Origin of the sequence: Bacteroides sp. NGMCC 1.200775 (assembly GCF_040798045.1) — a bacterium.
GTDB classification, from domain to species: Bacteria; Bacteroidota; Bacteroidia; order Bacteroidales; family Bacteroidaceae; genus Bacteroides; species Bacteroides hominis.
The window spans coordinates 833,472-857,277 of the sequence record NZ_JASCQK010000001.1 but is presented as its reverse complement, the minus strand read 5'-3'; the positions used below and the strand labels follow the sequence as shown (position 1 = coordinate 857,277).

Here is a 23,806-nt window from a genome sequence, read left to right as displayed (position 1 = left end):
ATCCCGGGTTCACCACAGAGCCTCACAGAGTTTTATCGAGAAGAAATAGGAAAAACTCTGTGGGGCTCTGTCTATTTTATGGTGAACTCGTTTTTGCCTATCAGGTATTCATCGGAATGTTTTTATTCATATCTTTGCGATGTTACATTTGAATTAAAAAAAAGAAGACCATGAATAAAGAAGTAGATCTTTCAGTATCCTGCCTTGGAAAGGTGAAAGGGCTGAAATATGACGTTATCATCTTACCGTGGGGAGCTACGGAACCCCATAATCTGCATTTACCGTATCTTACCGATTGTATTCTTCCTCACGATATTGCCGTAGAGGCAGCCGAAATGGCACTTGCACGTTCGGGAGTACGTTGTATGGTGATGCCGCCCGTACCTTTTGGAGCGCATAATCCGGGACAACGTGAATTGCCGTTTTGTATTCATACCCGTTATGCTACTCAACAGGCTATTCTGGAAGATATCGTATCTTCTCTTTATGTGCAGGGATTCCGGAAACTGGTCATCCTGTGTGGACACGGAGGAAACAATTTTAAGGGGATGATTCGTGATCTTGCCTTTGAATATCCCGATTTTCTGATTGCTGCCGCAAACTGGTTTGAAGTGGTTTCTCCCAAAGGGTATTTTGAAGCGGAGGTTGACGATCATGCTGGAGAGTCGGAAACTGCTGTGATGATGCATTATCATCCGGAATTGGTGAATCTGGCTGAAGCCGGTGACGGAAAGTCGAAACCGTTTGCCATCGCTTCGTTGAATGAGAAAGTAGCCTGGGTGCCCCGCCATTGGGATAAAGCGACAGCAGACAGTGGAGTGGGAGATCCCAGAAAAGCTACTGCTGAAAAAGGTGAACGCTATGTGAAACCGATCGTGGAGAAGCTCGCCAGACTTTTCGAAGAGATGGTGAAACACGACCTTTATGAATGATGGGGAAGGTATACTTATAAAAAACAGGCAGTGGCGGATTTCCGACACTGCCTGTTTTTTTAATTGTTACCTAAAAACTAATCTTTATTCCTATAAAAAACAACCTATTTATTAACTGCTGCAAAAATACAGCATGTAATTGGATTACGTTTTGATATAAATCAAAAAATATTTTTTACAGTACTCCCGAACGTACACGACTGAGTGTTTCCGGGGTCATCAGCAAGTAGGAAGCAATGTGTGATAACGGTGCCCGCTTGATAATCTCCGGATGGTGATGTAAAAGCAGGTTATAACGTTCACGTGCCGTTTCAAAACGCCATGAATCAGCTTTTATTTGTGATACAATGAGTGAATATTCCAGCACTCTGCGATAGAAAGCATTGATCTCTTTGGACTGTTCCAGTAACTTTTGCAGGATGTCGTAGGGAAGCATGTATATCACTGCCGGTTCCAACGCTTCGGCCATCAAGTGGGTGGGTTCTTGTTTCAATAAACTTTCGATGCACATCAGAATACATCCTTCGTATGAGAAGTGTTCGGTGACATCTTTCCCGTTCTTATAATAGAATTGCCGTAACATTCCTTTTCCGACGAAAACCATGTGACGGCTTATTTGTCCTTCGTTCAACAACATTTCACCCTTTTCCAGTTCTTTACGTATCAAGACCTGTGCCAGTAGTTCCCGTCCCTCTTTGTTCATCTCCGGATATCTGGAGTTTACAACAGCATCCACTGTCTCTTTCAGGTTTTCCATCATGTATATATTGATAAGTTATTATAGATTGCGGAGACAAAAATACGAAAATCAGTTGATATAAATCAATTTTTCAAAGTAAAAAGATTCCTTCTACTCCAATGACTGCCCTGGAGAGCGAGAGTATGAAAAAAAAGTTCTCTCCTTTAACATTTGAAACTTAGCTGGTTAACTTATTTCGCATAAAATCCGTGAAAAAAATGTTGTAGAAAGATTTGCGTAGTTCAAAAGTTCCCTCTATCTTTGCATCGCATTTGAGAGGAAATGCGGTTAAAAAGGAAGTTTGGGTGAGTGGCTGAAACCACCAGTTTGCTAAACTGACGTACGGGTAACCGTACCGGGGGTTCGAATCCCCCAGCTTCCGCACCAAATCTCAACTTTAAGATGACAAGGGAAGAGCCGAGTTTATTGCTTGGCTCTTTTTTGAATCTAATTTTCAGTCGGTGGGTTCGTCTAACGGTTAGGACACATGCCTCTCACGCATGTAATACGAGTTCGATTCTCGTACCCACTACAAATTATAATCAGCCTTTTACGATAACGTAAAGGGCTTTTTTATTGCTTTTGGGTTATGAATGATAAATATGAAGAGAGGCTTGGTACTGACCGTATGTTGCCGCTTGTATTCAGGATGGCACTTCCTGCAGTAATTGCACAAATTGTAAATCTACTCTACAATATTGTAGACCGAGTCTATATCGGACACATTCCCGGAATTGGTACACAGGCGCTTGCTGGTATCGGTGTGGCAGGTTCTCTAATTATTTTGATTTCCGCCTTCTCTGCTATTGTGGCGGGGGGAGGTGCACCCCTTGCAGCCATAGCTTTAGGGCAGGGCAATCGCTCACATGCAGGAAAAATATTGGGGAACGGTTTTGTGCTATTATTACTTTTTACGCTCCTGACATCTGCCTTATCTTATCTTTTTATGGAGCCGGTACTTTTGTTTACAGGTGCGTCCAATCAGACTCTCGGATATGCTACGGATTATCTTTCGATCTACTTGATCGGTACTCTGTTTGTAGAGGTTTCTGTAGGGCTGAATACCTTTATTAATACTCAGGGCCGTCCCGGTATCGCTATGTTGTCGATTGTTATCGGAGCGCTACTCAATATCCTACTCGATCCTCTGTTTATTTTTGTTTTTGGATGGGGAGTGAAAGGGGCGGCGCTTGCTACTATCATTTCGCAAGCTTGCAGTGCTGCTTGGGTATTGGTTTTTCTGACATCCGGCCGTGCTTCTTTGCGGCTTGAATCCCGATATATGAAGTTGGATAGGAAAGTAGTGGGTGCTATACTGGCATTGGGCGCTTCACCGTTTATTATGGCGAGTACCGAAAGTCTGGTTGGCTTTGTCTTGAACGGGTCTCTGAAAACATTTGGTGATATCTACGTGAGCGCATTGACGATCATGCAGAGTGCCATGCTTTTTGTCAGCGTTCCGCTTTCCGGATTTGCATTGGGATTTGTACCTATTGTGAGCTATAATTACGGGCATGGGAACCGGGAGAGGGTTAAAGAATGCTTTAAGATAGTGATGACCTTTATGTTCTTGTTCAATTTTATTTTGATTCTGCTGATGATCCTGTTTCCGTCTGTCATCGCTTCAGCCTTTACGTCCGATGAAAAACTGATAGAAACCGTAGTGCGGGTGATGCCCGTATTTCTGGCAGGAATGACGATTTTCGGATTGCAGCGGGCATGCCAGAATATGTTTGTCGCACTGGGACAGGCAAAAGTTTCCATTTTCATAGCATTGCTCCGTAAGGTGATTTTGTTGGTTCCGTTGGCTCTGATACTTCCGCATCTGATGGGCGTAGTAGGAGTTTATGCTGCCGAAGGCATATCGGATGCTACGGCAGCTATTTGTTGCACAGCCATCTTCGCTGTTCAGTTCCCGAAGATTATGAATAAATTGGCGATGCGTTGATTACCGAGAGGATTGATGTGCCGCTTTTTGTTTCTTCTTAGAGGCTATATACCATAAATAGATAGCCAATATGACAAAAACAGCCAGAATCGTGATCATCTCTGTTGGATGCCCTAACGGATCAACCCATATTTCGCTGAAGAAATCCATTCGTCCCAATATTTCCACCGGTGTCCAGAATACGATTACCGTGGCTATTGCCATGCGGATGTTTGCTCCCCAAGAGGCAAGTCGTAACTGTCGGCGAAACATGAACACTGAACCGACCAGGCAACCCATACCTATCAACATAGTCACCGGATGATGGTCCCCAAGGAAGTTACTGTCGTAACAGAACATTAGTAATAGGTAGCAACTCCATAACATCATGTTAAGTTCCATGAAGGTAACGATAGATGTATGACGGGTCATGGGGCGTGCCACGATTTCACTTTTCTTACTTCGGAACAATGCCGCCTGACACCAATTGATAAAGTTACAGCCTGTTTTTACACTAAATAGATAGAGCACCATGAACATAGCCCAGAATCCGAATGAGGTCGGCATAATCAGATATTCTGGTCGTGTTACTACTTCTCCATTTAGCATTTCGGGCTGTACTCCGTATCGGTTGGCATAGTACATAAATAAAAACTCTACCCAGCCTGTCCAAAAAAGCAGGCCACCGAACAGTCCCCAAAGCGTTTGTTTCGTGTCGTTTCGTGCGAAGACACCGATGATAACCATAAGCAATCCTACTCCTCCCATGGCAAATGCCGTATAATGGAGTGCAGTAGGAATGATCAGATGCTCCATCATAATCATTAGGGCATGTCCCAAAGGCATGGTAAATAGAACTAAAAGAAAAGAAGCAATTGTTTTCCACCAATATCTGGTTTGATTTTTCATTGTTGTTTGTCTCATTTTGGGTTATACTTAATTTAATTCATCACAATAGTAACTGATTTGTCCGCCACTGTCGCCTATCTCCGAATCGGCATTATACCAACTGATGATTTGTATCTTGAAATATCGTTTACCATCGGCGGTACGTACCACATAGGTGTGATAAGAGGGCGTGTAAACCGGAGGGGGGCCGGCGAAACTCATGGCTTCAGCCAATATCGGATTGGCGCTGGTCAATGTTTTAGCCGGACCGGTATTGGGGTCGAACCACGGATTCTCATTAAAATCCAGCCCATGCTCTATCAGATATTTGTTCCAGTCGTTTTGCGACATTGTGACGTATACTTCAGTATCATTGTCTACCGTCCATTTCAAATCAGCGGGTAGTTGCGAAACAGTTTTCCATTTGTCATAGCTTCCATATCCCAGATCAGCGGCAGCACCCTGACCGATGCCACTGGTACCACTGTTGGTGCGCAGGCGATATCCGCAGAATGCGAGATCCCAATCTGTGCGCTCTTTCTGTTCTCCTTCAGTAATATCCTGATTGGGTGAAAGGGTATTAAACCGCTCTCCGGTACGTAAGTTGAAATAAATCCAATCGTTCGTAACACCGGTGGAATAACCGCATGTGCGGGGCAGTGTCTTACCGGTAAACGGTTCGGCATCATATTTTACACACGAAGTTATTATAATGCAGCAGAATGACAAGCATAAAGCTTTAAAAACATTCATTTCTCTCATTTCTTTTTCTTTAATGCATTTATTACGTCGTCTATCATAAACTCAATCTGTACGTGTCCGCGGGCACCGGGGGTGGCGGGTACATTGAACATGGTCACTCCCGAACCCAATGTTTTGGGCTTATAGTTTAAAAGGTTGTCGACGCCCAGTGTCACTTTTACTTTGTTGTAGAAGGTTTGTGAAACGGACAGATTACACAGCACATATGCCGGAAGATCGCAACGGAAGTAGGCATCCTTGCTGGTATTCTCCTCCTCAATCCATACACGATCCTGCACATCGAATTTCTTGTTACCCATAAATGATGCGCTGAATATGGCACCCAACCGATAGTTTTTGCGATTGTACTTATAGTCCAAACTGGCTGTAGCTGCGTGAGGAGAGGTGGTGTTAACCTGTACACCTTTAAGTTTGCTCACATTGACAAAACTGTAGGTGGCATTCAGCGTCAGGAAGTCAAACATGCGCCAACGTCCCAGTGCCTCCAGGCCCAGTAAGCGCTGTTTGCTGAGATTAGTGTATTCAAAATTGTATTGCATGTCATAGATTCTCCAGACTCCTTCTATTTTATCTTTAAAGTAGTTTCCGTAAACCGTACCGGACAAAAATAGCCGGTCGTTGGTGTATTCGGCTCCAACTGACATGTAGTTGTTTTTCTCCGGTTGCAGGTATTCGTTGCCTTTTATCTGAAACATGCCCAGATGGTCCCAGTTGAAGAAAAGCTCTTTGATACTGGGTGAACGGTAACCCATTGAATAGTTGGCACGGAAACTCCATTGGTCGTTGGGTGAAAACTTGGCTGCGATTTTGGGCATTCCCATGAATCCGAAAGCATGGGAAAAGTTAGTACGCAACCCGGCGGAAATCATCCATTGTTTAGACACTTCCCATTCGTCCTGCAGAAAATATTCCGTTTCTTTCAGTGACCGTGTAGTCATTTTGCGATTCACAAAACGGTCGCTTGTCAGGTCATCCGAAATATGTTCCACTCCAAAGATCAGATGGTGGGCTTTAAAGTAATTGCTGGTGATGGTCAGTCGTGGTTGCAAGATTCGGCTTTCATATACCTTCTGCCGTTCATTCCGGCGTTCGTGTCGTTTAAAGCGGTCATAAAAATCGCTATGTAAACTTCCGGTTACAGAAAACCAGTCCTTCACATGGTAAGTGGCTTTGATTCCTCCCGTCCAGTCACGTGCCTGGCTAAAAGTCAGATCTTGTATCAGGTCGTATGTATTCATGAAGAATGCGCTGCCATAGAGCAAAACCGATAAATCTTTGTTCGGATCGTAATAAACCTTTTGTGAAGCTGAAATATGTTCGGTTCCTTCGATTCCCATAGGCGGACGCGCTGTAGCACTGGTTACAATGATATCGTGAGGTAGGAAGGGATTGGCTTCCTGTGTATATATCTTCTTGTCATTTTCCGCCTGATAAAGATAGAAAGCATCACTTTCGCTGTACCATACATCTGTTTGCGAGGTAAATGCTCCCTGCTTAAAACCTGCGGAGACCCAACTTTGCAGATTTGGCCGGTCAGCATTCTTTTCGAACATGTAGAGGAAGTCACTCTTTGATGGATTTTTATAATTACGTTCGTTCATTTGCCCGTAACGCACTCCGGCATCGATACTAAGAGGTTTGTTCGTCTTTTTAGTTATCAGATTGATAACGGCTCCTGCCGCACGCGAACCATACAGAGTACTACTGGCACCTTTCACAATTTCGATGCGGTCTATGGCATGCAGATTGAAACGTTCGTAATCCAGGTTTCCGGCCATGTCTCCGGTCAGTCGTTCTCCATCCATCAGGAATAACACATGGCGTGCATCCAGTCCCTGCATGCTTATTTCATTGCCAAAGCCTACTTTCTGTATGTTCAATCCCGGTGTTTCCTGTTGCAGAGCCTGCTGCAAGTTTCCATATCCGGCGTCTACCAGTGCTTTTCCTCCCAACACCTGCGTGGTCACCGGAGAAAGTTTGATGGGACGTGCCGTGCGTGAACCCGTTATCACTACTTCGTTCAGTCCCATTACATCTTCCGTCATGTGAAGGGTCAGGTTTCGGGTTGCTTGTGTTATTTTTCCTTTCAGGGGTATGTAGCCTACGGAAGTGATGTGATAATGGTATGTACCGGGACGAGGGAGCTTCAAGATGGCATTGCCATTCAGGTCAGTGATGGCATACAACGTCTTTTCCGGATTATCATTTTCTGCAAATGCTATATTTGCCGCTATTATCGGTTGCTCGGTCTTTGCTTCCAGTATTGTGAGTTGCACTTTTGTTTGGCCCATAGAGGCGGTACATATAAACAGAAGCAGACATGTGATCGTTACAAATTCTCTTTTTTTCATTTTTCTAAAAGGGTGTGTGATTCACAGTTTATGATAACCCATGTTCCTTCTTATACTCTTCCAAGTCTTTTTCAAATTGTGCGAACTCCTTTTCATAGTTGTTGATGCGCGTCTTGTCTATTGTTTGCAGGAAACACTCCGAGCGAACGTTCATCATGTTGTAGTCCACAATAAAATTAATCTGGTGAGTGTCGGTATTATAATAGCCTTTTACACTACTTCCTTTAGCATTGGCCGGAGTGCCGTCTTTTTCTTCCCCCCAAGTAGAGCCGTCCTCACCATAGAATTTGATCCAGCCTGCACCCGGATATTCGTCTTTTTCCCATGTGTTGAGTTGCATGGTTTGTACGTCACATTTAAAGTTGATGATCATCCCCATTTTGCCTACGGTGAAATTAAGAAGAGACACACTGAAAGTATTTGTATCTGTATTACTCCAGTCAAACTTAAATTTGGTGGGGCATCCTTTTTCAAGCAATGTTTTATTGACGCCATTCAGGGTGGCATGGGTATTCAATACGATTTCTCCGGTCAGAAAATCTTTTGCTTTCTTTACGAGCTCTTCCGAAGCTCCTCCTTTGGTTATTTCTTCGTCGGATGAACAGGATGCCAAAAATAAACAGATACTGCAAAGAATGATATAGGATAATTTTATTGTTTTCATCTTGAAAAATAGTTTTTTATGGTTTATATAATGAATATTCGGTTATTGTTTTTTTATATGAATGAAAGGTTGTTTTCTTGTCACAACAACAAGAAAACAACCTATGGTACATTAGTTTATTTTGTGGAGAATATTATAAAAAACTTTATGCTTCACTAAAATTCACTTTGTTCCTTCAAATGTAACAATTGCTTCGAATAGTGAACCTGAATATTGAGTATTTACGGTAACTGTAAACTTCAGGTAGTTTCCGGTAATTTCTCCTTCCACTAAAGCATCATAGGATAGGGGGAGTATACCGATCTTGAGTTTTACGGCACTTTCACAGGTCTGGCTGAAGTTTCCTCCGGATGCAGGGACAGTGATGTCCATCGCGTCGACCGTAATCGATCCCGGCATCGAACCTATTTTGAATGAATCAATATGAATATTGACCGTTCCGTCTCCATTATCGGTTACATTGGCAACCTTTCCATAAACCGGATTTTTTTCTCCATTCATGTAAACTCGGATCAGGTTACCCTGATAGTTACCTTCCAGACTTTCGGCAACAGTTGCTACTGAATATACGTCACTTGCTGCACTTGCAGAAACATTACTTGAAATAGCTGTCATTCCGAATAAAGCTATTCCCCAGATAAAAACTTTTTTCAACATAAGATTGGTTTTAAAATTAAAATAAAAAATAACACATATATATATGCTTGTTAGCTGTTAAATCTTCTTTGTCCAACGGAAAGCACCATAATCACTGTAGTCTCTGTATCCGGAGTCATTTAGATTTTTTTTGTAAGTACTAAGGAATGTTTTACATGCCTCTTGCTTGAATTCATTTTCTGAAATAAGGATTGTGGCTTTCTGTGCGTCAGCCAGTGGCTTTAGTGTTTCGTACGCTGCACTATAGACATACTGGAAATTGGGATAAGTGATGGTACAATTCTCGAGTTGCAATAATATGACAGCCTGAAAACCGCGGAGAAAGCTTAAATCCATTTTTTTCAATGAAGGCAGGCTGGCCAGTTCTAATTGAGAGACAAGCCCTTTGCTCTGTTCCGGAAATTTGATTTCTTTTAAATTCTCACAATCGAATACATGTAGTACATTAGAGACTGTTTTATCAAAGTCGGTTGCTTCCTGATTGGTGACAAGTGTTTTTGATAGATCCAGTTCTGTCAAATATTTGTTGTTGCTTGAACCGAAACTTGCCAACTTGGCAGATTGTGAAAGATCAATGCCCTCAGGGGTATCTGCATTCAGAATGAAAAGGGCTTTAAGGTTGTCACGAGGCATAAGATAAGCAACCGAACAATGATTCATGCACTCAACTTGCACATAGAATGGTTTGTAGAAAGGATTATTGATAAAATATTCTAATCCTTCAATTGAATGTATATTTTCATTATCCGCATACCAGGCATCTATGTTAATGCCGCTGCCTTGTTCGGTCAGGACCATTGGCTTACTAATGTCAATCTGGTTTCCATCTTTTGTAAACAGGCTTGCAAACTTCGATTTCAGATAAGTGCGGAAGTATTCATCGGGAATGTCACGCAAGGTGGTATAGGCTTGCAGGGTTCCGTTTGCATTTTGCATCTGCATGTCGGTGGCTGCACTGGCGGCATGGAATGGAACCAGATCCTCTATATTGTATTTGGCCGTTTCCGGTAAATAAAATTTAGTGAGTGGATGTAAGACAGTAGTGCTCATTTCATCATTTACCATTTTCACATCTACCAAACCTTTAAAATCATATATTTTATTACCTGATAAATCAATCGCAGTAATGTTTTTGGGCAATGCGGAGAAGTCGAAAACGGGGCCATACTCATTGTTCGATAGATTAATTTCAGCAAGGTTAGGCAATACTTCCAGTCCCGATAGATTAGCAATTTTGGTGCCCGATAGATCAAGCGAAGTTGTACTTTTTACTTTATCATCCTGTACCAGTTTGCCTTCTGCATTAAAGGTATATCCTTTTTGTTGCAAGATAGTTCTTAGTTCAGTATTTGTCACTTCCACTCCATTCCAATCAATGTTGTTATCGTTAGTACATGAAGTAAAACATATACCGGAAACTGCTATAAACGTGCTAATATACGTTTGAATTTTGTTCATTGTTTAATGATGGGTTTTTTGATAATTAATATTTGTTTTAATCCGGTTACAAAGTTATATGCGGTTTAAAATATGTACAATACCCATTTATGGGTATTCTGCTGTTGAAGTTTAATAGTAAACTTTTTAATATAAATATATTTTATTGGTTGTTGTAGTTTGTATTTTATAAGATGACTTTTTATAGAAGATATTTATGTTAAGAATCGTGCTATTACTGCTTGTGTAGAGGACGGTTAAAGCGGTATTTCATTGAGATTATAAAATAACTTCCTATTTGTTGGGTGTGGTGTTCGGAAAAACCACTCGATGTCGTACTTCGGCTGTAGTTTTTCTTTTGATTCAGCATGTCTGCCCAATAGACTGATAATTCGGCCTGCTTTTTTTTCAGGAAGCGCCAGGTGATACCTGTATTCCATACTATCTGGTCGTCTTCTCCCTGTCGGATATTTGTACCATTACGAAAAGTATGGGTCGCGTCGGTTTTTAATTGTATGTTGCCGGGTAAATCGGCATAGGCATTGAATCCCAGAGAATAGTTACGGGTGTACGTATTTGTCTGCCGTAATGAATTGGAAGAGTGTTGAAAGCGCCAGTTCCCATTCAGGTCGATACTTCCCCATTTAGGGAAGTATCCCAGTCGTAAATTTGCGCTCAGTCCGGTGTTATGGGTAGTACTGTAGTCCGGTTGTTCACTTTCCCCTTCATTGATGAGACCGACATTTTGGATAAAAGATCCTCCTCCGACGGCCGAAATATTAAAACTACGGATGCGTTTCTGGTAACGTAGTGTTCCATGGATGTTCCAGTTACCATTTATGTTTACCGGATAACTCTCTCGCCCTCCCGTTTGCCGGTTATAAGTAATGGTACGGGTCTGGCTGTTTACCTCGTTTTGCCAGTTCAATGTAGCGAATATACCTTTTCGGATGTTTTGTGCTTCCAAACGGACAGATTGGCTATATGAGGGCTTCAGGTCAGGATTGCCGCGTGTGATATTTAGCGGGTCGCTATTGTCGGTCAGTGAAAGCAAGTCGGGTAGGGAAGGTTGTCGGGTATCTCCCCGATAGTTCAAGCGTATCAGACTTTTCCCTTTTTTCCACAGAATGGTGAATGTCGGTCGGAATCCGACTGAATACATGGTAGTATCAGCTTGTCTCAGCCCTGTCTTCTGATCCAGACTGCGTTGCTCAGGCTGAATCGATAGTCCGGTAACAATGTTCCATACCCGGGTGGAGTAGTTTATATGGAAAGAGACTTCGTGTCCGAGTGTGTGACTGTGGCTTCGGTTACTAAGGCTGTCGGTATATCCGGTTTCATACTGCGGAGGCAGATAGCCGGGAGGATCTGTTGTTTCATCCGTCAGACCGGATAGGTTATAAGTGTTACGGTCGCTCTGCTGTTTGCTATAGTTCAAATTGTAAGAGAGCTGCATTTGAACTTTTTTTGTAAAAGGGTGAGTGAATATCAGTCCGATATTCTGATTCCGGTTTCCGTTAGGGCTTCGCTGATATTGATTCCGATAGAGAACCGAGTCATTCCCTAAGCTATTTTCCAATCGGTAATAGGTGGTTGACGAAATAGTGAAACTTTCATTTTTACCTTTGCTGTCACTATATTGTGCCATCAGGCTGAGGCTGCTTCCTTTTCGGTTTATTTGGCGCGTGATGTTGGCATTGAAAGTATATTGGAGGCGCTTGTCTGTAGATAATGAATTCATTGTTATATCGTTGAGCCGCATATCATCGGGGATATTACCGATATTGCCGAAAGGGTCTGATGTTTCGAGATTGGGATTCTCGTCGAATGCGGCTTGCCGGCTGTTATTGGTGTTGTTCCCTCTGCCTGAGTTCAGATTGCCGGAGAAGCTCACAAAGGTCTTTTCGTTTATTTGCCAACGCAGGGCAAGCATAGAGTTTATGGTATGGTTTCGGTTTGTACTTTCACCGGCAGAATATTGGTATTTATTTCCCGTACTCAGGTATTGTTCATAGTATCCGGCCGATTTATTACCGTTATTGTTATGATTATAAGTCGTATTACCATTAATGGTCAAATTTTTGCCGAATCTTTTTACAAAGTTAAGTGCTATGTTATCCTGTATATTGTCCTTGTAACTGGTTGTCATGTTACGGTTACCCGAACGGACGATCAGTGAAAGGTTCTCACCGCCTTTTTTAAAGTAGTTACCTAATAATTCGAGGTCCTTCTTATTATAGTTGCCCAGTCCGGCTTTACCCGATGCCAGCAAAGTGCTGTTGAATTCTTTTTTGGTTTGCAGGTCTAAGACATAATTTTCTTTTCCGCTACTGACTCCTGTCATTTTTTCCAGATCACTTTTTTTATCGTATACCTTTATTTTATTGATCAGTTCTACCGGTAAATTTTCCAATGCCAGACTGTTATTTCCGGAAAAAAAGGCTTCACTGTTAACGTTGATTTCAGTAATGGGCAGACCATTATAGACCAGAGTTTTATCTTTGCTGTTGTATTCCAACCCGGGAATACGTTTTACGAGATCTTCCAGATAACTACCTTCCGGTGTTTTATAAGCAGACGCATTGATTATGGTAGTATCGCCTATCTGCTCTATTTCACGTACTTGTGCGGTAACTGTTACTTCATCCAGTTCGATACCCTCTTTCAGTACAATGTTTTCCAGATGAATGTCAGGAACATTTTCTGTTAACTTATGGAATACTGGTTGCATTCCTGTATAAGAAACTTTCAATAAATAGCGTTTATCTTTGTACGCAGGATACCGGAGGCTAAACTTCCCATTTGCGTTGCTTGTCGTGCCTTTAACAAGCGTAGAATCTTTTTCGTTGATGACGAGAACGCTGGCGTAAGGTAAGGACTCTTTTTCTTTTGCGTCTGCTGCCATGCTCCATATTTGTCCGCTGACTCTTTGGGACTGTTGGGCATATAGCTCAATAGCCATTCCGGAAATTAAAAGCAATAAGATACAGGTTTTACGCACGTCCATTTCGTATGTTTAGTATGAATGGTTGCAAAATTAGCGAGTTTCAGGTTTGCGTTCAATACCTTTTATTAGGTATAATAATCAGATTTATGAGTCATAGTTCTCAATGCATGTAACCGGAATTATATATAAAGGGTGGGAGTGCAGATTATCGGATATAAAAAAAGGCTACTCTCACGAGCAACCAATCTTTGTTAACCTTAAATCTAATACTATGAAAAACACATTGCAAATGTACGGATTTGGATTATATCTGCAAATTATTCGGATATAAATCTTCATTTTGTAACGTTATTTAGCGAATTGTCGTTTTCTGTTAACGTTTGATATGTCCTTTTTAGAGCTTTCGGTCTTCTTACTCCTGTTTCCCTCTTTTAATTAGGCGATTCCCTCCGAAGATGTAGGTTTTTTCTTTTTCCTGAGATCATTTGTTTCCCTACTTTTGTTCACATCAAACTGATATAACTAAAAAACTATACGATATGAAAACTTTAGCTTTCAAATATTTAAAATTGTTTCTGCTGGCAGTGGCAATGGTAAATCTTACTTCATGTGAGATAGAGATAGATGACTTTTATGACGATGATAACATTGGCGGTTCCTATTATAACAAGTCCCTCGATCTGTGCAGTCGTACCTGGGCAGATACGTTTTATGATGCTGACGGAAACTATTGTTATCAGGAGTTGAATTTTTATCTGGACCGTCATGGTGAAGATTATATTCGTGTGGAATATCCCAATGGACGTTATTCCGAATCGGTGTACTCTTTTACCTGGAATTGGGAAGACCGTTCTCAATATTCTCTCCGGATGGTCTATGGTCCCGGTGATGTTTCCTATCTGGATGATGTCTGGATCAGGGGGAATGTACTGAGCGGGTACTTGGACGGACATGATAATTATGTTGACTTTACAGGAGTGAGATAACCCGAACCTTTATTGAAATAATTGTAGGCGGATTGATATATTCTTGATATATGTCAATCCGCTTTTTCAGTGTTTTTAAATACCTTTGCAGCCCGAAAAGGATTAAGGTAAAATGACACACAGAATTCAACAGGAGAGCATAAAGAGGCGCTTGGCAAAACTGGCCGCTCCGATTTTTATTGAAACATTACTGATAATGATGCTGGGAGCGGTCGACACCATTATGCTGAGCCGCCATTCTGATAACAGTGTAGCTGCGGTCGGAGTTGTCAATCAGATTATCATGCTGACTTTCCTGGTGTTTGAAGTGATCAATTTGGGTACGTCCGTGCTCTGTTCGCAGTATCTTGGTGCGAGGCTCGAAAAGAAAGTGGTACAGGTGGTAGGTGTGTCGTTACTTGTTAATTTATTGGTTGGAGGGATTATCAGTGTGCTTCTGTTTACGATGGCCCGCACCATTCTGCAATGGATGGGGTTGGGACCCGAACTGATGGCTGACGGTATGGATTATATGCGTATCGTGGGTGCTTTCGCCTTTTTTCAGGCCATTTCTCTTACACTTTCAGCTTCTTTACGCAGTGCCAATAAGGCTATATATCCGATGTTGGTAACAGTGGTAATCAATATTCTTAATATCATCGGTAACTATTCGCTGATTTTTGGTAAGTTCGGTTTTCCCGAACTCGGGGTAGAAGGGGCTGCAATCTCTACTGCTTTCAGCAGGGGAGTGTCTATGGTTATTCTGTTTATTATTCTGTTCCGCAAACATATCCATCGTTTCCCTTTGGCTTATTTCCGGCCTTTCCCTTTTGTAGAGCTGAAAAATTTGATGCGGGTTGGTCTGCCCTCTGCAGGTGAGCAACTTTCATACAGTTCATCGCAGGTAGTCATTACTTTTTTCATTAACATGCTTGGAGTTGAAGCGTTGGCTACCCGCACCTATTGTGTCAATATCATTATGTTTGTCTATTTATTCAGTATATCCATGGCACAGGGAGGTGCTATCTGTATCGGACATCTGATAGGGGAGAAGAAACCCCATGCAGCATTTCTGCTTGGGAAATATGTGATGAAGAAGTCGGTAATGATTACTTTGATTCTTTCATGTATTATTGCGGCTTCAGGCCACACTCTATTGAGTTGGCTGACTTCCAATCCCGAAATTATCCGTATGGGAGTGATTGTATTGCTGATTGATGTGGTACTTGAAATAGGCCGTCCCATTAATATTTTTGCGACGAATGCCCTGCGTGCAGCGGGTGATGTGAATTATCCTTTTTATGTCGGGTTGATTGTGATGTGGAGTGTTGCTGTCGGTGTCGGTTATTTATTTGGAATTTACTGGGCCTGGGGCATTTGCGGTATGTGGGTTGCTTTTGCTCTCGACGAGAACATTCGAGGAATTATTTTTGTCCGTCGCTGGTATGGGATGAAGTGGGTTAATAAAAGCTTTGTGAGGTCGTAAATAGTTGCTATCTTTGCGGACGCTAATGTATCCTTATGCGTTTCACGGATACATTGGCTTATGGATACATTGGTAAATTATTCACATGGAGTGGTTATATAGTCTCTTTATCGAACATTCTGCTTTGCAGGCAGTTGTCGTTCTTTCCCTGATTTCCGCCATTGGGCTTGGATTGGGCAAAATTCATGTTTGTGGCATTTCACTTGGCGTTACTTTTGTCTTTTTTGCCGGCATTCTGGCCGGACATTTCGGATTGTCCATAGATCCGCAGATGCTGAACTACGCCGAGAGTTTCGGACTTATTATTTTTGTATATGCCTTGGGGTTACAGGTTGGTCCAGGATTCTTTAGTTCATTCCGTAAGGGAGGAGTTACCCTCAATATGCTTGCTATTGCCGTGGTGATTCTGGGCACTCTTCTTACGGTTGTTTGCAGTTATACCACAGAAGTTTCATTGCCCAATATGGTTGGTATCCTGTGCGGTGCCACGACCAATACCCCGGCTTTGGGTGCAGCCCAGCAGACACTGAAACAGATGGGGCTTGAAAGCAGTACACCTGCTCTGGGATGTGCAGTGGCCTATCCTCTTGGAGTGATCGGAGTCATTCTGGCTGTTCTGTTGATCCGTAAACTGTTAGTGCGTCGTGAAGACCTTGAAGTGAAGGAGAAAGATGATGCCAACAAAACCTATATTGCCGCTTTCCAGGTACACAACCCCGCTATTTTTGATAAAAGCATTAAAGATATCGCTCACATGAGCTATCCCAAATTTGTTATCTCCCGCTTGTGGAGAGACGGCAATGTCAGTATTCCCACATCCGAAAAGATCATAAAAGAGGGTGACCGCCTGTTGGTTGTTACTTCCGAAAAAGATGCGTTAGCGCTTACCGTGTTGTTTGGCGAGCAAGAGAATACGGATTGGAATAAAGAAGATATCGACTGGAATGCCATCGACAGCCAGTTGATTTCACAACGCATTGTCGTTACCCGTCCAGAATTGAACGGGAAGAAGTTGGGAGCTCTTCGTCTTCGTAATCATTACGGAATCAATATCAGCCGTGTATACCGTTCGGGTGTGCAGTTGTTGGCTACTCCCGAACTGACATTGCAGTTGGGTGACCGCCTGACAGTAGTCGGTGAAGCAGCTGCTATTCAGAATGTGGAAAAGGTACTTGGAAATGCTGTTAAAAGCTTGAAAGAACCCAATCTTGTGGCTGTGTTTGTAGGTATTATCCTGGGATTGGCTCTGGGTGCCGTGCCGTTTTCAATTCCCGGTATCAGTACACCTATTCGCCTCGGATTGGCGGGCGGACCTATCATTGTGGGTATCCTGATCGGAACTTTCGGTCCCCGTTTGCATATGATTACTTATACCACCCGTAGTGCCAATCTGATGCTGCGTGCTTTGGGATTGTCACTTTACCTTGCCTGCCTGGGATTGGATGCAGGTGCCCATTTTTTCGATACGGTTTTTCGTCCCGAAGGTCTTTTGTGGATCGGCCTTGGCTTCGGTCTGACCGTTGTGCCTACTGTGCTTGTGGGTTTCTTTGCTTTTAAGATTATGAAGATCGACTTTGGTAGCGTTTCCGGCATGTTATGTGGCAGTATGGCCAATCCGATGGCGCTGAACTATGCCAATGATACCATTCCCGGGGATAATCCGTCGGTAGCTTATGCTACGGTTTATCCGTTGAGTATGTTCCTCCGCGTCATTATAGCCCAGGTGTTGCTCATGTTTCTTCTGTAATCATTTTAGGGTGAATTTTAAAATTGTAAATCGTTAAATCGTAAATCATATGACTGCTCAAAGTAATATAACCCCCGAAAGTATCGTTGCCGATCTGCGTTATCTGCAACTGCTTTCACGCAGCTTCCCGACCATTGCCGCCGCCAGTACCGAAATTATCAATCTTGAAGCTATTTTGAATCTCCCTAAAGGAACCGAACACTTTCTGACTGATATACATGGCGAATATGAAGCTTTCCAGCATGTGCTGAAGAACGCTTCGGGAGCCGTAAAGCGGAAAGTAAACGAGATCTTCGGCCACACTCTCCGTGAAATTGAGAAGAAAGAGCTTTGTACCCTTATTTATTATCCGGAAGAGAAACTGCAGTTGATAAAAGCTACCGAAACAGATATTGACGATTGGTATCTGATCACGCTCAATCAGCTGGTGAAGGTGTGCCAGAATGTATCTTCCAAATATACCCGTTCGAAGGTTCGCAAATCATTGCCGGCCGAGTTCTCCTATATCATCCAGGAGTTACTTCACGAATCGACTATCGAGCCCAATAAGCATGCTTATATCAATGTGATTATCAGTACTATCATTTCAACCCGTCGTGCCGACGATTTTATCATAGCCATGTGCAATCTGATACAGCGTCTTACGATCGATTCACTCCATATCGTTGGCGATATCTACGACCGTGGTCCGGGTGCCCATATCATTATGGATACTTTGTGCGATTATCACAATTTCGATATCCAATGGGGGAATCACGATATTCTCTGGATGGGAGCGGCATCGGGAAATGAAGCGTGCATGGCCAATGTCATTCGCCTTTCCATGCGATATGGTAATCTCGGGACATTGGAAGACGGTTATGGCATTAATCTTTTGCCGCTTGCTACTTTTGCGATGGATACTTACGCAGATGATCCCTGCACTATTTTTGCGCCTAAGACCAATTTTGCCGATTCTACTTATAATGAAAAGACTCTGAGGTTGATTACCCAGATGCATAAAGCCATCACTATCATTCAGTTTAAGCTGGAGGCAGGCATCATCAATCGTCGTCCGGAATTTGGTATGGAAGGCCGCAAACTACTTGAGAAAATCGATTTTGAACGGGGGGTATTTGTTTATGAGGGCAAAGAATATTCGTTGCGTGACACAAACTTCCCCACGGTCGATCCGGCAGACCCTTATCGCCTGAGTGATGAAGAACAGGAGTTGATCGAAAAGATACACTATTCGTTTATGAATAGTGAGAAGTTGAAGAAGCATATGCGTTGTCTCTTTACCTATGGAGGTATGTATCTGGTGTGCAATTCCAATCTGCTTTATCATGCCTCTGTGCCTCTCAACGAAGATGGAAGTTTCAAACATGTGAATATCTGCGGAAAAGAATATTGGGGAAAGAATTTGCTGGATAAGATCGATCAGCTAATCCGTACGGCTTATTTTGATGAAGATGACGAAGAGGAGAAACGCTTTGCGATGGATTATATCTGGTATCTGTGGTGCGGTCCGGATGCTCCCTCGTTCGATAAAGATAAGATGGCTACTTTTGAACGTTATTTCATTGCGGACAAAAGTTTGCATAAAGAGACGAAAGGATATTATTATGCGTTGCGTAATAAAGAAGAAATCTGTGACCGTATTCTTGAAGAATTCGGAGTGACGGGACAGCATACTCATATTATCAACGGGCATGTGCCGGTAAAAACCATAAAAGGGGAACAACCCATGAAAGCAGGTGGAAAATTATTGGTGATCGATGGCGGTTTTTCAAAAGCCTATCAACCGGAGACCGGTATTGCCGGATATACGCTGGTATATCATTCGCATGGGCTGCAGTTGGTCCAGCATGAACCTTTCCAGTCTACTCAGAAGGCAATAGAGGAGGGGCAGGACATTAAGTCGACTACTTTTGTTATTGAATTCAATTCACAGCGGATGATGGTGAAAGATACCGATAAGGGGAAAGAGCTGGTAACGCAAATTCAAGATTTAAAGAAGTTATTGGTAGCTTATCGGATCGGGTTGATCAAGGAGAAGGTCTGATCAGGTTCACCACAGAGTCCCACAGAGGAATAATTTAAATATAAACTCTGTGAGACTCTGTGGTAAATCAATTAGAACAGAACCACTCCCGCTTCAGCGATCAGTCCCTTGTCATAAGTTTTGGCTTTATTATAGTAACGGCTGCCACCATAACCGCCGGTTACGAATAAACCGAATTTATCCGTAAACCGATATTCCAGATTGAGGCGTGCCTGTAAGGCATAGAGACGCGCCGGAATACCCTCTACTTTTTTATTCCGGAAAGTTTCGATGTGCTGAAAGCCTAAATCGCCACTTACAAACAGATTTTTGTAGAGAAGAAGTTCGAGACCTGCCCGGTAGAATAAAGCTGCAGAAAATTTGTCATTGAAGTCGAGATAATGTGTACCTCCACCGAGTATAGTGTAGAAGAGTTTGTTCTTAAAGCGGGCACCTACATTGATTTTGGTTCTGTTGCCTCCAAATACCATTAATTGTACTTTGGTTTGCGGATTTGCATTGACCAGTCCCAATTGGAGCCCTTTCATGTCATCTTTATAATAATTGAAAAGTCCGATTTGCAATCCTTTCGCTTTCGACGCAAAATTGAACAACCCCAATTGTGCTCCGTTCATTTGGCCGCCGGTCACGTTGGCGAGTGCGGAGAGCTGCAACCCATTCATTTTTTCTCCCACTACATTCAGCAGTCCCGACATCATAAGTCCGTCATATTCCTCACCGGTTACGTTGGCAAGACCTGCCAGTTGTACACCTGCGGCTTTATCACCTGTGATGTTCATGATACCACTGATCATTAATCCGCGTGTATTGTCTCCGGCGATATTGCTTAAGCCGGTAATCAATACGCCTTTCGCTTTATTTCCCGTAATATTTACGAGTCCCGAGACGGACAATCCTGCCAGGTCGTTACCATTTACGTTACTGATACCTCCAATTTGTACGCCACGCATACTTCCTCCGGCAAGATTGGCGAGCCCGGAGATTTGAACACCGTTCATATCGTTTTGCACCATACTGCCGAAAGCATTGATACCTACACCATGTAACTTATGCATAGCCGAGAAAAGTCCCAGGTTGACATAAGTAGTCTGTGTACTGTCAAGTGGTTGCGTACATGCTTTTTTCCATAAAGAAAGATTAATTCCACCACTTTTATTTCCGCCTTTATTCTGTGCAGGCAGACAGACTGCAGCCGAAAGAAGAGCTGCAACAAGAATGATTTTCTTCATAAGCTAAGTTTTTAAAACGCAAATTACGCAGATTTGCACGGATTATCCTATTAAAATCTATGCAAATCTGCGTAATCGATGTCTTTTTAATGAAAATAGAAATTATTTTTAACCTTTGGCTTCCTGATACAAGAAGCGTTTGATACTTTTTTTCGGAGTCTTTTCAAACTCTTCCGGATAGATTTTCATTTTCGAAATCTGGCTATAAGCCGGGAGCATTTCATTCAGGGTAATCCGGTTTTCCTCCATTACCCGTTCCATATCTTCATTCTTCAAGCCATGCGCGAAGGCTTCGTCAAAATCCGGATAAACCAATCCTACCAATTTGTCGTTTTGTTGTACGATAATACTTTCGGCCACGTATGGCAGGTTGTTCAGTTTATCTTCTATTTCCTCCGGATAGATATTTTGTCCGCTGGCACTGAGCAACATGTTTTTGCTACGTCCCTTGATTATGATGTTTCCTTCGGCATCTTCCAAAGCGAGGTCACCGGTATGCAGCCAGCCGTCTTTGTCGATTACCTGGGCGGTAGCCTCTTCATTTTTGTAGTAACCCAACATTACGTTCGGGCCTTTGCAAACAATTTCGCCTACCACATTCTCCGGGTCGGGCGAAAGGACTTTCACTTCCATGTTGAGTGCAGCTTTTCCACATGAACCCGGTTTGAAGCGTTTCCAGTCTTCGTAACAAATAATAGGACCACACTCGGTCATACCATAGCCCACTGTATAAGGGAAGTCGATCATTCTCAGGAATTGTTCCACCTCCTGGTTGAAGGCGGCTCCACCTACAATGACAGCTTCAAAGTTGCCGCCAAAGCCTTTTATCATCTCTTCGCGTACCGTTGCTTTAATCTTATCGTTGATAATCGGCACTTTAAGCAGCAGCTTCATGGTAGGAGTCTCCAACTTCGGAAGTACGCTCTTCTTGATGATTTTTTCGATAATCAGCGGAACAGCCACAATCAGGTTGGGTTTTACCTCGGCAAACGCCTGGAAGATAATCTTTGGGCTTGGCATACGGGTGAGGAAGTAGATCTGACACCCTACCGCAAATTCATACAGGAACTCAAAGGCCAGTCCGTACATGTGTGCCATCGGCAGCATGGATACGATCTTATCACCTGCTTTCAGTGGAAGTACCTCGAAAGCGAAAGTCGTATTCGACCATAAGCTGCGATAGGGGAGCATTACACCTTTTGAATAGCTGGTGGTTCCCGAGGTATAGTTGATAACAGCCAGTTCTTCAGGCTGATCCTTATGATATTCGATATGTTCCTTACGGAAATTTTTGGGGAATTTCTTCCCGAACATTTCGTTGAGGTGTTCACGTGCGTGAGTCAGTCGTTCGCTACGTGATACCAGTAACGTAAAATCGTTCATCATCAGGATACCTTCGAGCAACGGCATGGCAGACTCATTGAGGTTTTCCCAGACCACGTCTCCTACAAACAGGAGTTTGGCTTCCGAGTGATTGACGATATTGTGTACGTTATCTGCTTTGAATTCATGTAAGATGGGGACGATAACCGCTCCATAAGTGAGAGTCGCGAGGAAAGTAACTCCCCAATGGGAACTATTTCTTCCGCAAACGGCTATTTTGTCTCCTTTACGGATTCCGCTTTCTTCAAAGATGATGTGGAGCTTTTCTATTTTGCGGGCTACGTCTTTATACTGTAGGGTGGCACCCTTATAATCTGTCAGGGCATCCAGATCCCAATTGTTTTTGATACTGTTTTCAATGTAAGCTATAAAACTTTGTTCCATTGTTTTTTGCACATTTGATGATAAATTGTGCAAATATAGCCATTTAATTGAGATTTGAAAACTTAGAAGCTATTTAAATTTTTCTTTTGCAGCTTTCATTGTATTCATCACGGGATAACACGAAGGACATAGAGTTTTATTTTTTTCTATTTTAAAACTCTGTGTCCTCTGTGCCCTCTGTGGTGAATAATTATCCCAGATACCACTCGTATATTCTTTGTACCCCCTCTTCAATATCGATCTTATGATGCCATCCGAGGTTGTGCAATTTCGACGGGTCGGTAAGTTTTCGCATGGTTCCGTCCGGCTTACTGCTGTCGAAAGTCAGCTTTCCCTGATAGCCGACTGTGCTTACAATCAGTTCTGCCAGTTCGCGGATCGTTATTTCTTTTCCGGTACCTATGTTGATGTGGCAGTTGCGGATATCTTTTGTTCCGGCTTTGTAGGTATCCTTGAAGTCCACATGTTCCATTACGAATACGCTGGCATCGGCCATTTCTTCACTCCAAAGAAACTCGCGTAGCGGTGTCCCGGTTCCCCAAAGTGTCACTTCTTTTTCAGTAATACCATATTTCCGGAGGATTTGCAGGATCTCTTCGTTAGAGTTGGCACCACTGATGCCTTCCACCGGACGCAGGTTCATGTCTTTACGCACAGCTTCCCAATCTCCTTTTTTCAGGCAATGTGCCAAGTGAATTTTACGGATCATGGCAGGCAGCACATGACTGCGTTCCAAGTCAAAGTTATCGTTCGGCCCATACAGGTTGGTCGGCATCACGGCGATGTAATTCGTTCCATATTGCAGGTTGAAACTTTCGCACATTTTCAGTCCGGCTATTTTGGCTATGGCATAAGGTTCGTTGGTATATTCCAGCGGAGAAGTGAGCAACACGTTCTCTTTCATCGGCTGCTCGGCATCTCGTGGATAGATGCAGGTACTTCCCAGAAAAAGTAGCTTTTTCACTTGATGGCGGAAACTTTCTCCGATCACGTTCTGCTGTATCTGTAAGTTCTTGTAGATAAAGTCCGCACGGTAAATACTATTGGCCATGATCCCTCCTACAAAAGCGGCAGCCAGAAATACGTACTCCGGCATTTCCTCATCAAAAAACTGCTTTACGGCCGCACCGTCCAATAAGTCCAGTTCCTTATGTGTGCGTCCCACCAGATTCGTATATCCCTTTTCCTGCAGGTTTTTCCATATAGCCGAACCCACCAGTCCGTGGTGTCCGGCTACATAAATTTTTGCGTTTTTATCCATTCT

17 protein-coding genes and 2 tRNA genes are annotated in these 23,806 nt (G+C 42.9%); 8 read left to right on the top strand and 11 right to left on the bottom strand.

Annotated features, from left to right (window positions below; genetic code table 11):
- The first annotated feature begins 170 nt into the window (after window positions 1-170).
- Window positions 171-932: a creatininase family protein gene (locus QK890_RS03850; protein ID WP_005776580.1), complete on the top strand. Its 762-nt coding sequence runs from the start codon at window positions 171-173 to the stop codon at window positions 930-932.
- Window positions 933-1,107: 175 nt separating this feature from the next.
- Here the strand turns inward: QK890_RS03850 and QK890_RS03845 are convergent, their stop codons facing one another.
- On the bottom strand, window positions 1,108-1,689 hold the full coding sequence (locus QK890_RS03845) for a Crp/Fnr family transcriptional regulator (protein WP_032530433.1): 582 nt from the start codon (window positions 1,687-1,689) through the stop codon (window positions 1,108-1,110).
- A gap of 277 nt (window positions 1,690-1,966) precedes the next feature.
- Between QK890_RS03845 and QK890_RS03840 the strand changes: the two genes are divergently transcribed.
- The 3 genes from QK890_RS03840 (at window position 1,967) to QK890_RS03830 (ending at window position 3,619) form a co-directional block, all read left to right on the top strand.
- Window positions 1,967-2,053 (top strand) — tRNA-Ser (locus tag QK890_RS03840).
- Between the two features lie 78 nt (window positions 2,054-2,131).
- A tRNA-Glu gene (locus QK890_RS03835) sits at window positions 2,132-2,203 on the top strand.
- A gap of 57 nt (window positions 2,204-2,260) precedes the next feature.
- Window positions 2,261-3,619 (top strand): MATE family efflux transporter, encoded by a 1,359-nt coding sequence (locus tag QK890_RS03830; RefSeq protein ID WP_005776582.1) that lies wholly within the window; start codon window positions 2,261-2,263, stop codon window positions 3,617-3,619.
- Here the strand turns inward: QK890_RS03830 and QK890_RS03825 are convergent, their stop codons facing one another.
- From QK890_RS03825 to QK890_RS03795, 7 genes are all read right to left on the bottom strand, one after another.
- The gene (locus tag QK890_RS03825; protein ID WP_233484001.1) at window positions 3,620-4,507 is read right to left on the bottom strand and encodes a hypothetical protein; all 888 of its coding nucleotides are present in this window, start codon (window positions 4,505-4,507) and stop codon (window positions 3,620-3,622) included.
- A 27-nt stretch (window positions 4,508-4,534) separates the two neighbouring features.
- Complete coding sequence (locus tag QK890_RS03820) at window positions 4,535-5,248, bottom strand: HmuY family protein (protein WP_186993286.1); 714 nt, start codon at window positions 5,246-5,248, stop codon at window positions 4,535-4,537.
- Complete coding sequence (locus QK890_RS03815) at window positions 5,245-7,599, bottom strand: TonB-dependent receptor (protein WP_186993285.1); 2,355 nt, start codon at window positions 7,597-7,599, stop codon at window positions 5,245-5,247. Before QK890_RS03815 ends, QK890_RS03820 begins: the two co-directional genes overlap by 4 nt.
- 28 nt (window positions 7,600-7,627) lie before the next feature.
- A complete protein-coding gene (locus QK890_RS03810) occupies window positions 7,628-8,263 on the bottom strand; it encodes a DUF4903 domain-containing protein (protein ID WP_044299639.1) in 636 nt (211 codons plus the stop codon).
- Between the two features lie 162 nt (window positions 8,264-8,425).
- Entirely contained in the window at window positions 8,426-8,920 is a 495-nt protein-coding gene (locus QK890_RS03805) for a calycin-like domain-containing protein (protein ID WP_005776588.1), read from the bottom strand.
- Window positions 8,921-8,977: 57 nt separating this feature from the next.
- Entirely contained in the window at window positions 8,978-10,378 is a 1,401-nt protein-coding gene (locus QK890_RS03800) for a hypothetical protein (protein WP_186993284.1), read from the bottom strand.
- A gap of 214 nt (window positions 10,379-10,592) precedes the next feature.
- Complete coding sequence (locus QK890_RS03795) at window positions 10,593-13,364, bottom strand: outer membrane beta-barrel protein (RefSeq protein ID WP_234164710.1); 2,772 nt, start codon at window positions 13,362-13,364, stop codon at window positions 10,593-10,595.
- A gap of 479 nt (window positions 13,365-13,843) precedes the next feature.
- Here QK890_RS03795 and QK890_RS03790 point away from each other — a divergent pair, with 479 nt between their 5' ends.
- From QK890_RS03790 to QK890_RS03775, 4 genes are all read left to right on the top strand, one after another.
- Entirely contained in the window at window positions 13,844-14,290 is a 447-nt protein-coding gene (locus QK890_RS03790) for a hypothetical protein (RefSeq protein ID WP_005776592.1), read from the top strand.
- A 112-nt stretch (window positions 14,291-14,402) separates the two neighbouring features.
- A complete protein-coding gene (locus tag QK890_RS03785) occupies window positions 14,403-15,755 on the top strand; it encodes an MATE family efflux transporter (protein ID WP_005776593.1) in 1,353 nt (450 codons plus the stop codon).
- 85 nt (window positions 15,756-15,840) lie between these two features.
- Complete coding sequence (locus tag QK890_RS03780; protein ID WP_005776594.1) at window positions 15,841-17,502, top strand: putative transporter; 1,662 nt, start codon at window positions 15,841-15,843, stop codon at window positions 17,500-17,502.
- A 49-nt stretch (window positions 17,503-17,551) separates the two neighbouring features.
- Window positions 17,552-19,546 (top strand): fructose-bisphosphatase class III, encoded by a 1,995-nt coding sequence (locus QK890_RS03775; protein ID WP_005776595.1) that lies wholly within the window; start codon window positions 17,552-17,554, stop codon window positions 19,544-19,546.
- A gap of 71 nt (window positions 19,547-19,617) precedes the next feature.
- Here the strand turns inward: QK890_RS03775 and QK890_RS03770 are convergent, their stop codons facing one another.
- The 3 genes from QK890_RS03770 to QK890_RS03760 form a co-directional block, all read right to left on the bottom strand.
- Entirely contained in the window at window positions 19,618-20,775 is a 1,158-nt protein-coding gene (locus QK890_RS03770) for a hypothetical protein (protein WP_193683701.1), read from the bottom strand.
- A 108-nt stretch (window positions 20,776-20,883) separates the two neighbouring features.
- Window positions 20,884-22,542: an AMP-binding protein gene (locus QK890_RS03765; RefSeq protein WP_367627197.1), complete on the bottom strand. Its 1,659-nt coding sequence runs from the start codon at window positions 22,540-22,542 to the stop codon at window positions 20,884-20,886.
- Between the two features lie 190 nt (window positions 22,543-22,732).
- Window positions 22,733-23,803, bottom strand: coding sequence for a GDP-L-fucose synthase (locus tag QK890_RS03760; RefSeq protein WP_032539465.1), 1,071 nt, complete (start codon window positions 23,801-23,803; stop codon window positions 22,733-22,735).
- Window positions 23,804-23,806 lie beyond the last annotated feature (3 nt).

What these genes read in the sequence shown, in the direction of transcription:
- QK890_RS03800 (WP_186993284.1), bottom strand. Translation starts at nt 10,378, where the DNA reads ATGAACAAAATTCAAACGTATATTAGCACGTTTATAGCAGTTTCCGGT.
- QK890_RS03810 (WP_044299639.1), bottom strand. Translation starts at nt 8,263, where the DNA reads ATGAAAACAATAAAATTATCCTATATCATTCTTTGCAGTATCTGTTTA.
- QK890_RS03760 (WP_032539465.1), bottom strand. Translation starts at nt 23,803, where the DNA reads ATGGATAAAAACGCAAAAATTTATGTAGCCGGACACCACGGACTGGTG.
- QK890_RS03790 (WP_005776592.1), top strand. Translation starts at nt 13,844, where the DNA reads ATGAAAACTTTAGCTTTCAAATATTTAAAATTGTTTCTGCTGGCAGTG.
- QK890_RS03815 (WP_186993285.1), bottom strand. Translation starts at nt 7,599, where the DNA reads ATGAAAAAAAGAGAATTTGTAACGATCACATGTCTGCTTCTGTTTATA.
- QK890_RS03845 (WP_032530433.1), bottom strand. Translation starts at nt 1,689, where the DNA reads ATGGAAAACCTGAAAGAGACAGTGGATGCTGTTGTAAACTCCAGATAT.
- QK890_RS03795 (WP_234164710.1), bottom strand. Translation starts at nt 13,364, where the DNA reads ATGGACGTGCGTAAAACCTGTATCTTATTGCTTTTAATTTCCGGAATG.
- QK890_RS03850 (WP_005776580.1), top strand. Translation starts at nt 171, where the DNA reads ATGAATAAAGAAGTAGATCTTTCAGTATCCTGCCTTGGAAAGGTGAAA.
- QK890_RS03775 (WP_005776595.1), top strand. Translation starts at nt 17,552, where the DNA reads ATGACTGCTCAAAGTAATATAACCCCCGAAAGTATCGTTGCCGATCTG.
- QK890_RS03825 (WP_233484001.1), bottom strand. Translation starts at nt 4,507, where the DNA reads ATGAAAAATCAAACCAGATATTGGTGGAAAACAATTGCTTCTTTTCTT.
- QK890_RS03765 (WP_367627197.1), bottom strand. Translation starts at nt 22,542, where the DNA reads ATGGAACAAAGTTTTATAGCTTACATTGAAAACAGTATCAAAAACAAT.
- QK890_RS03830 (WP_005776582.1), top strand. Translation starts at nt 2,261, where the DNA reads ATGAATGATAAATATGAAGAGAGGCTTGGTACTGACCGTATGTTGCCG.
- QK890_RS03780 (WP_005776594.1), top strand. Translation starts at nt 15,841, where the DNA reads ATGGAGTGGTTATATAGTCTCTTTATCGAACATTCTGCTTTGCAGGCA.
- QK890_RS03820 (WP_186993286.1), bottom strand. Translation starts at nt 5,248, where the DNA reads ATGAGAGAAATGAATGTTTTTAAAGCTTTATGCTTGTCATTCTGCTGC.
- QK890_RS03770 (WP_193683701.1), bottom strand. Translation starts at nt 20,775, where the DNA reads ATGAAGAAAATCATTCTTGTTGCAGCTCTTCTTTCGGCTGCAGTCTGT.
- QK890_RS03805 (WP_005776588.1), bottom strand. Translation starts at nt 8,920, where the DNA reads ATGTTGAAAAAAGTTTTTATCTGGGGAATAGCTTTATTCGGAATGACA.
- QK890_RS03785 (WP_005776593.1), top strand. Translation starts at nt 14,403, where the DNA reads ATGACACACAGAATTCAACAGGAGAGCATAAAGAGGCGCTTGGCAAAA.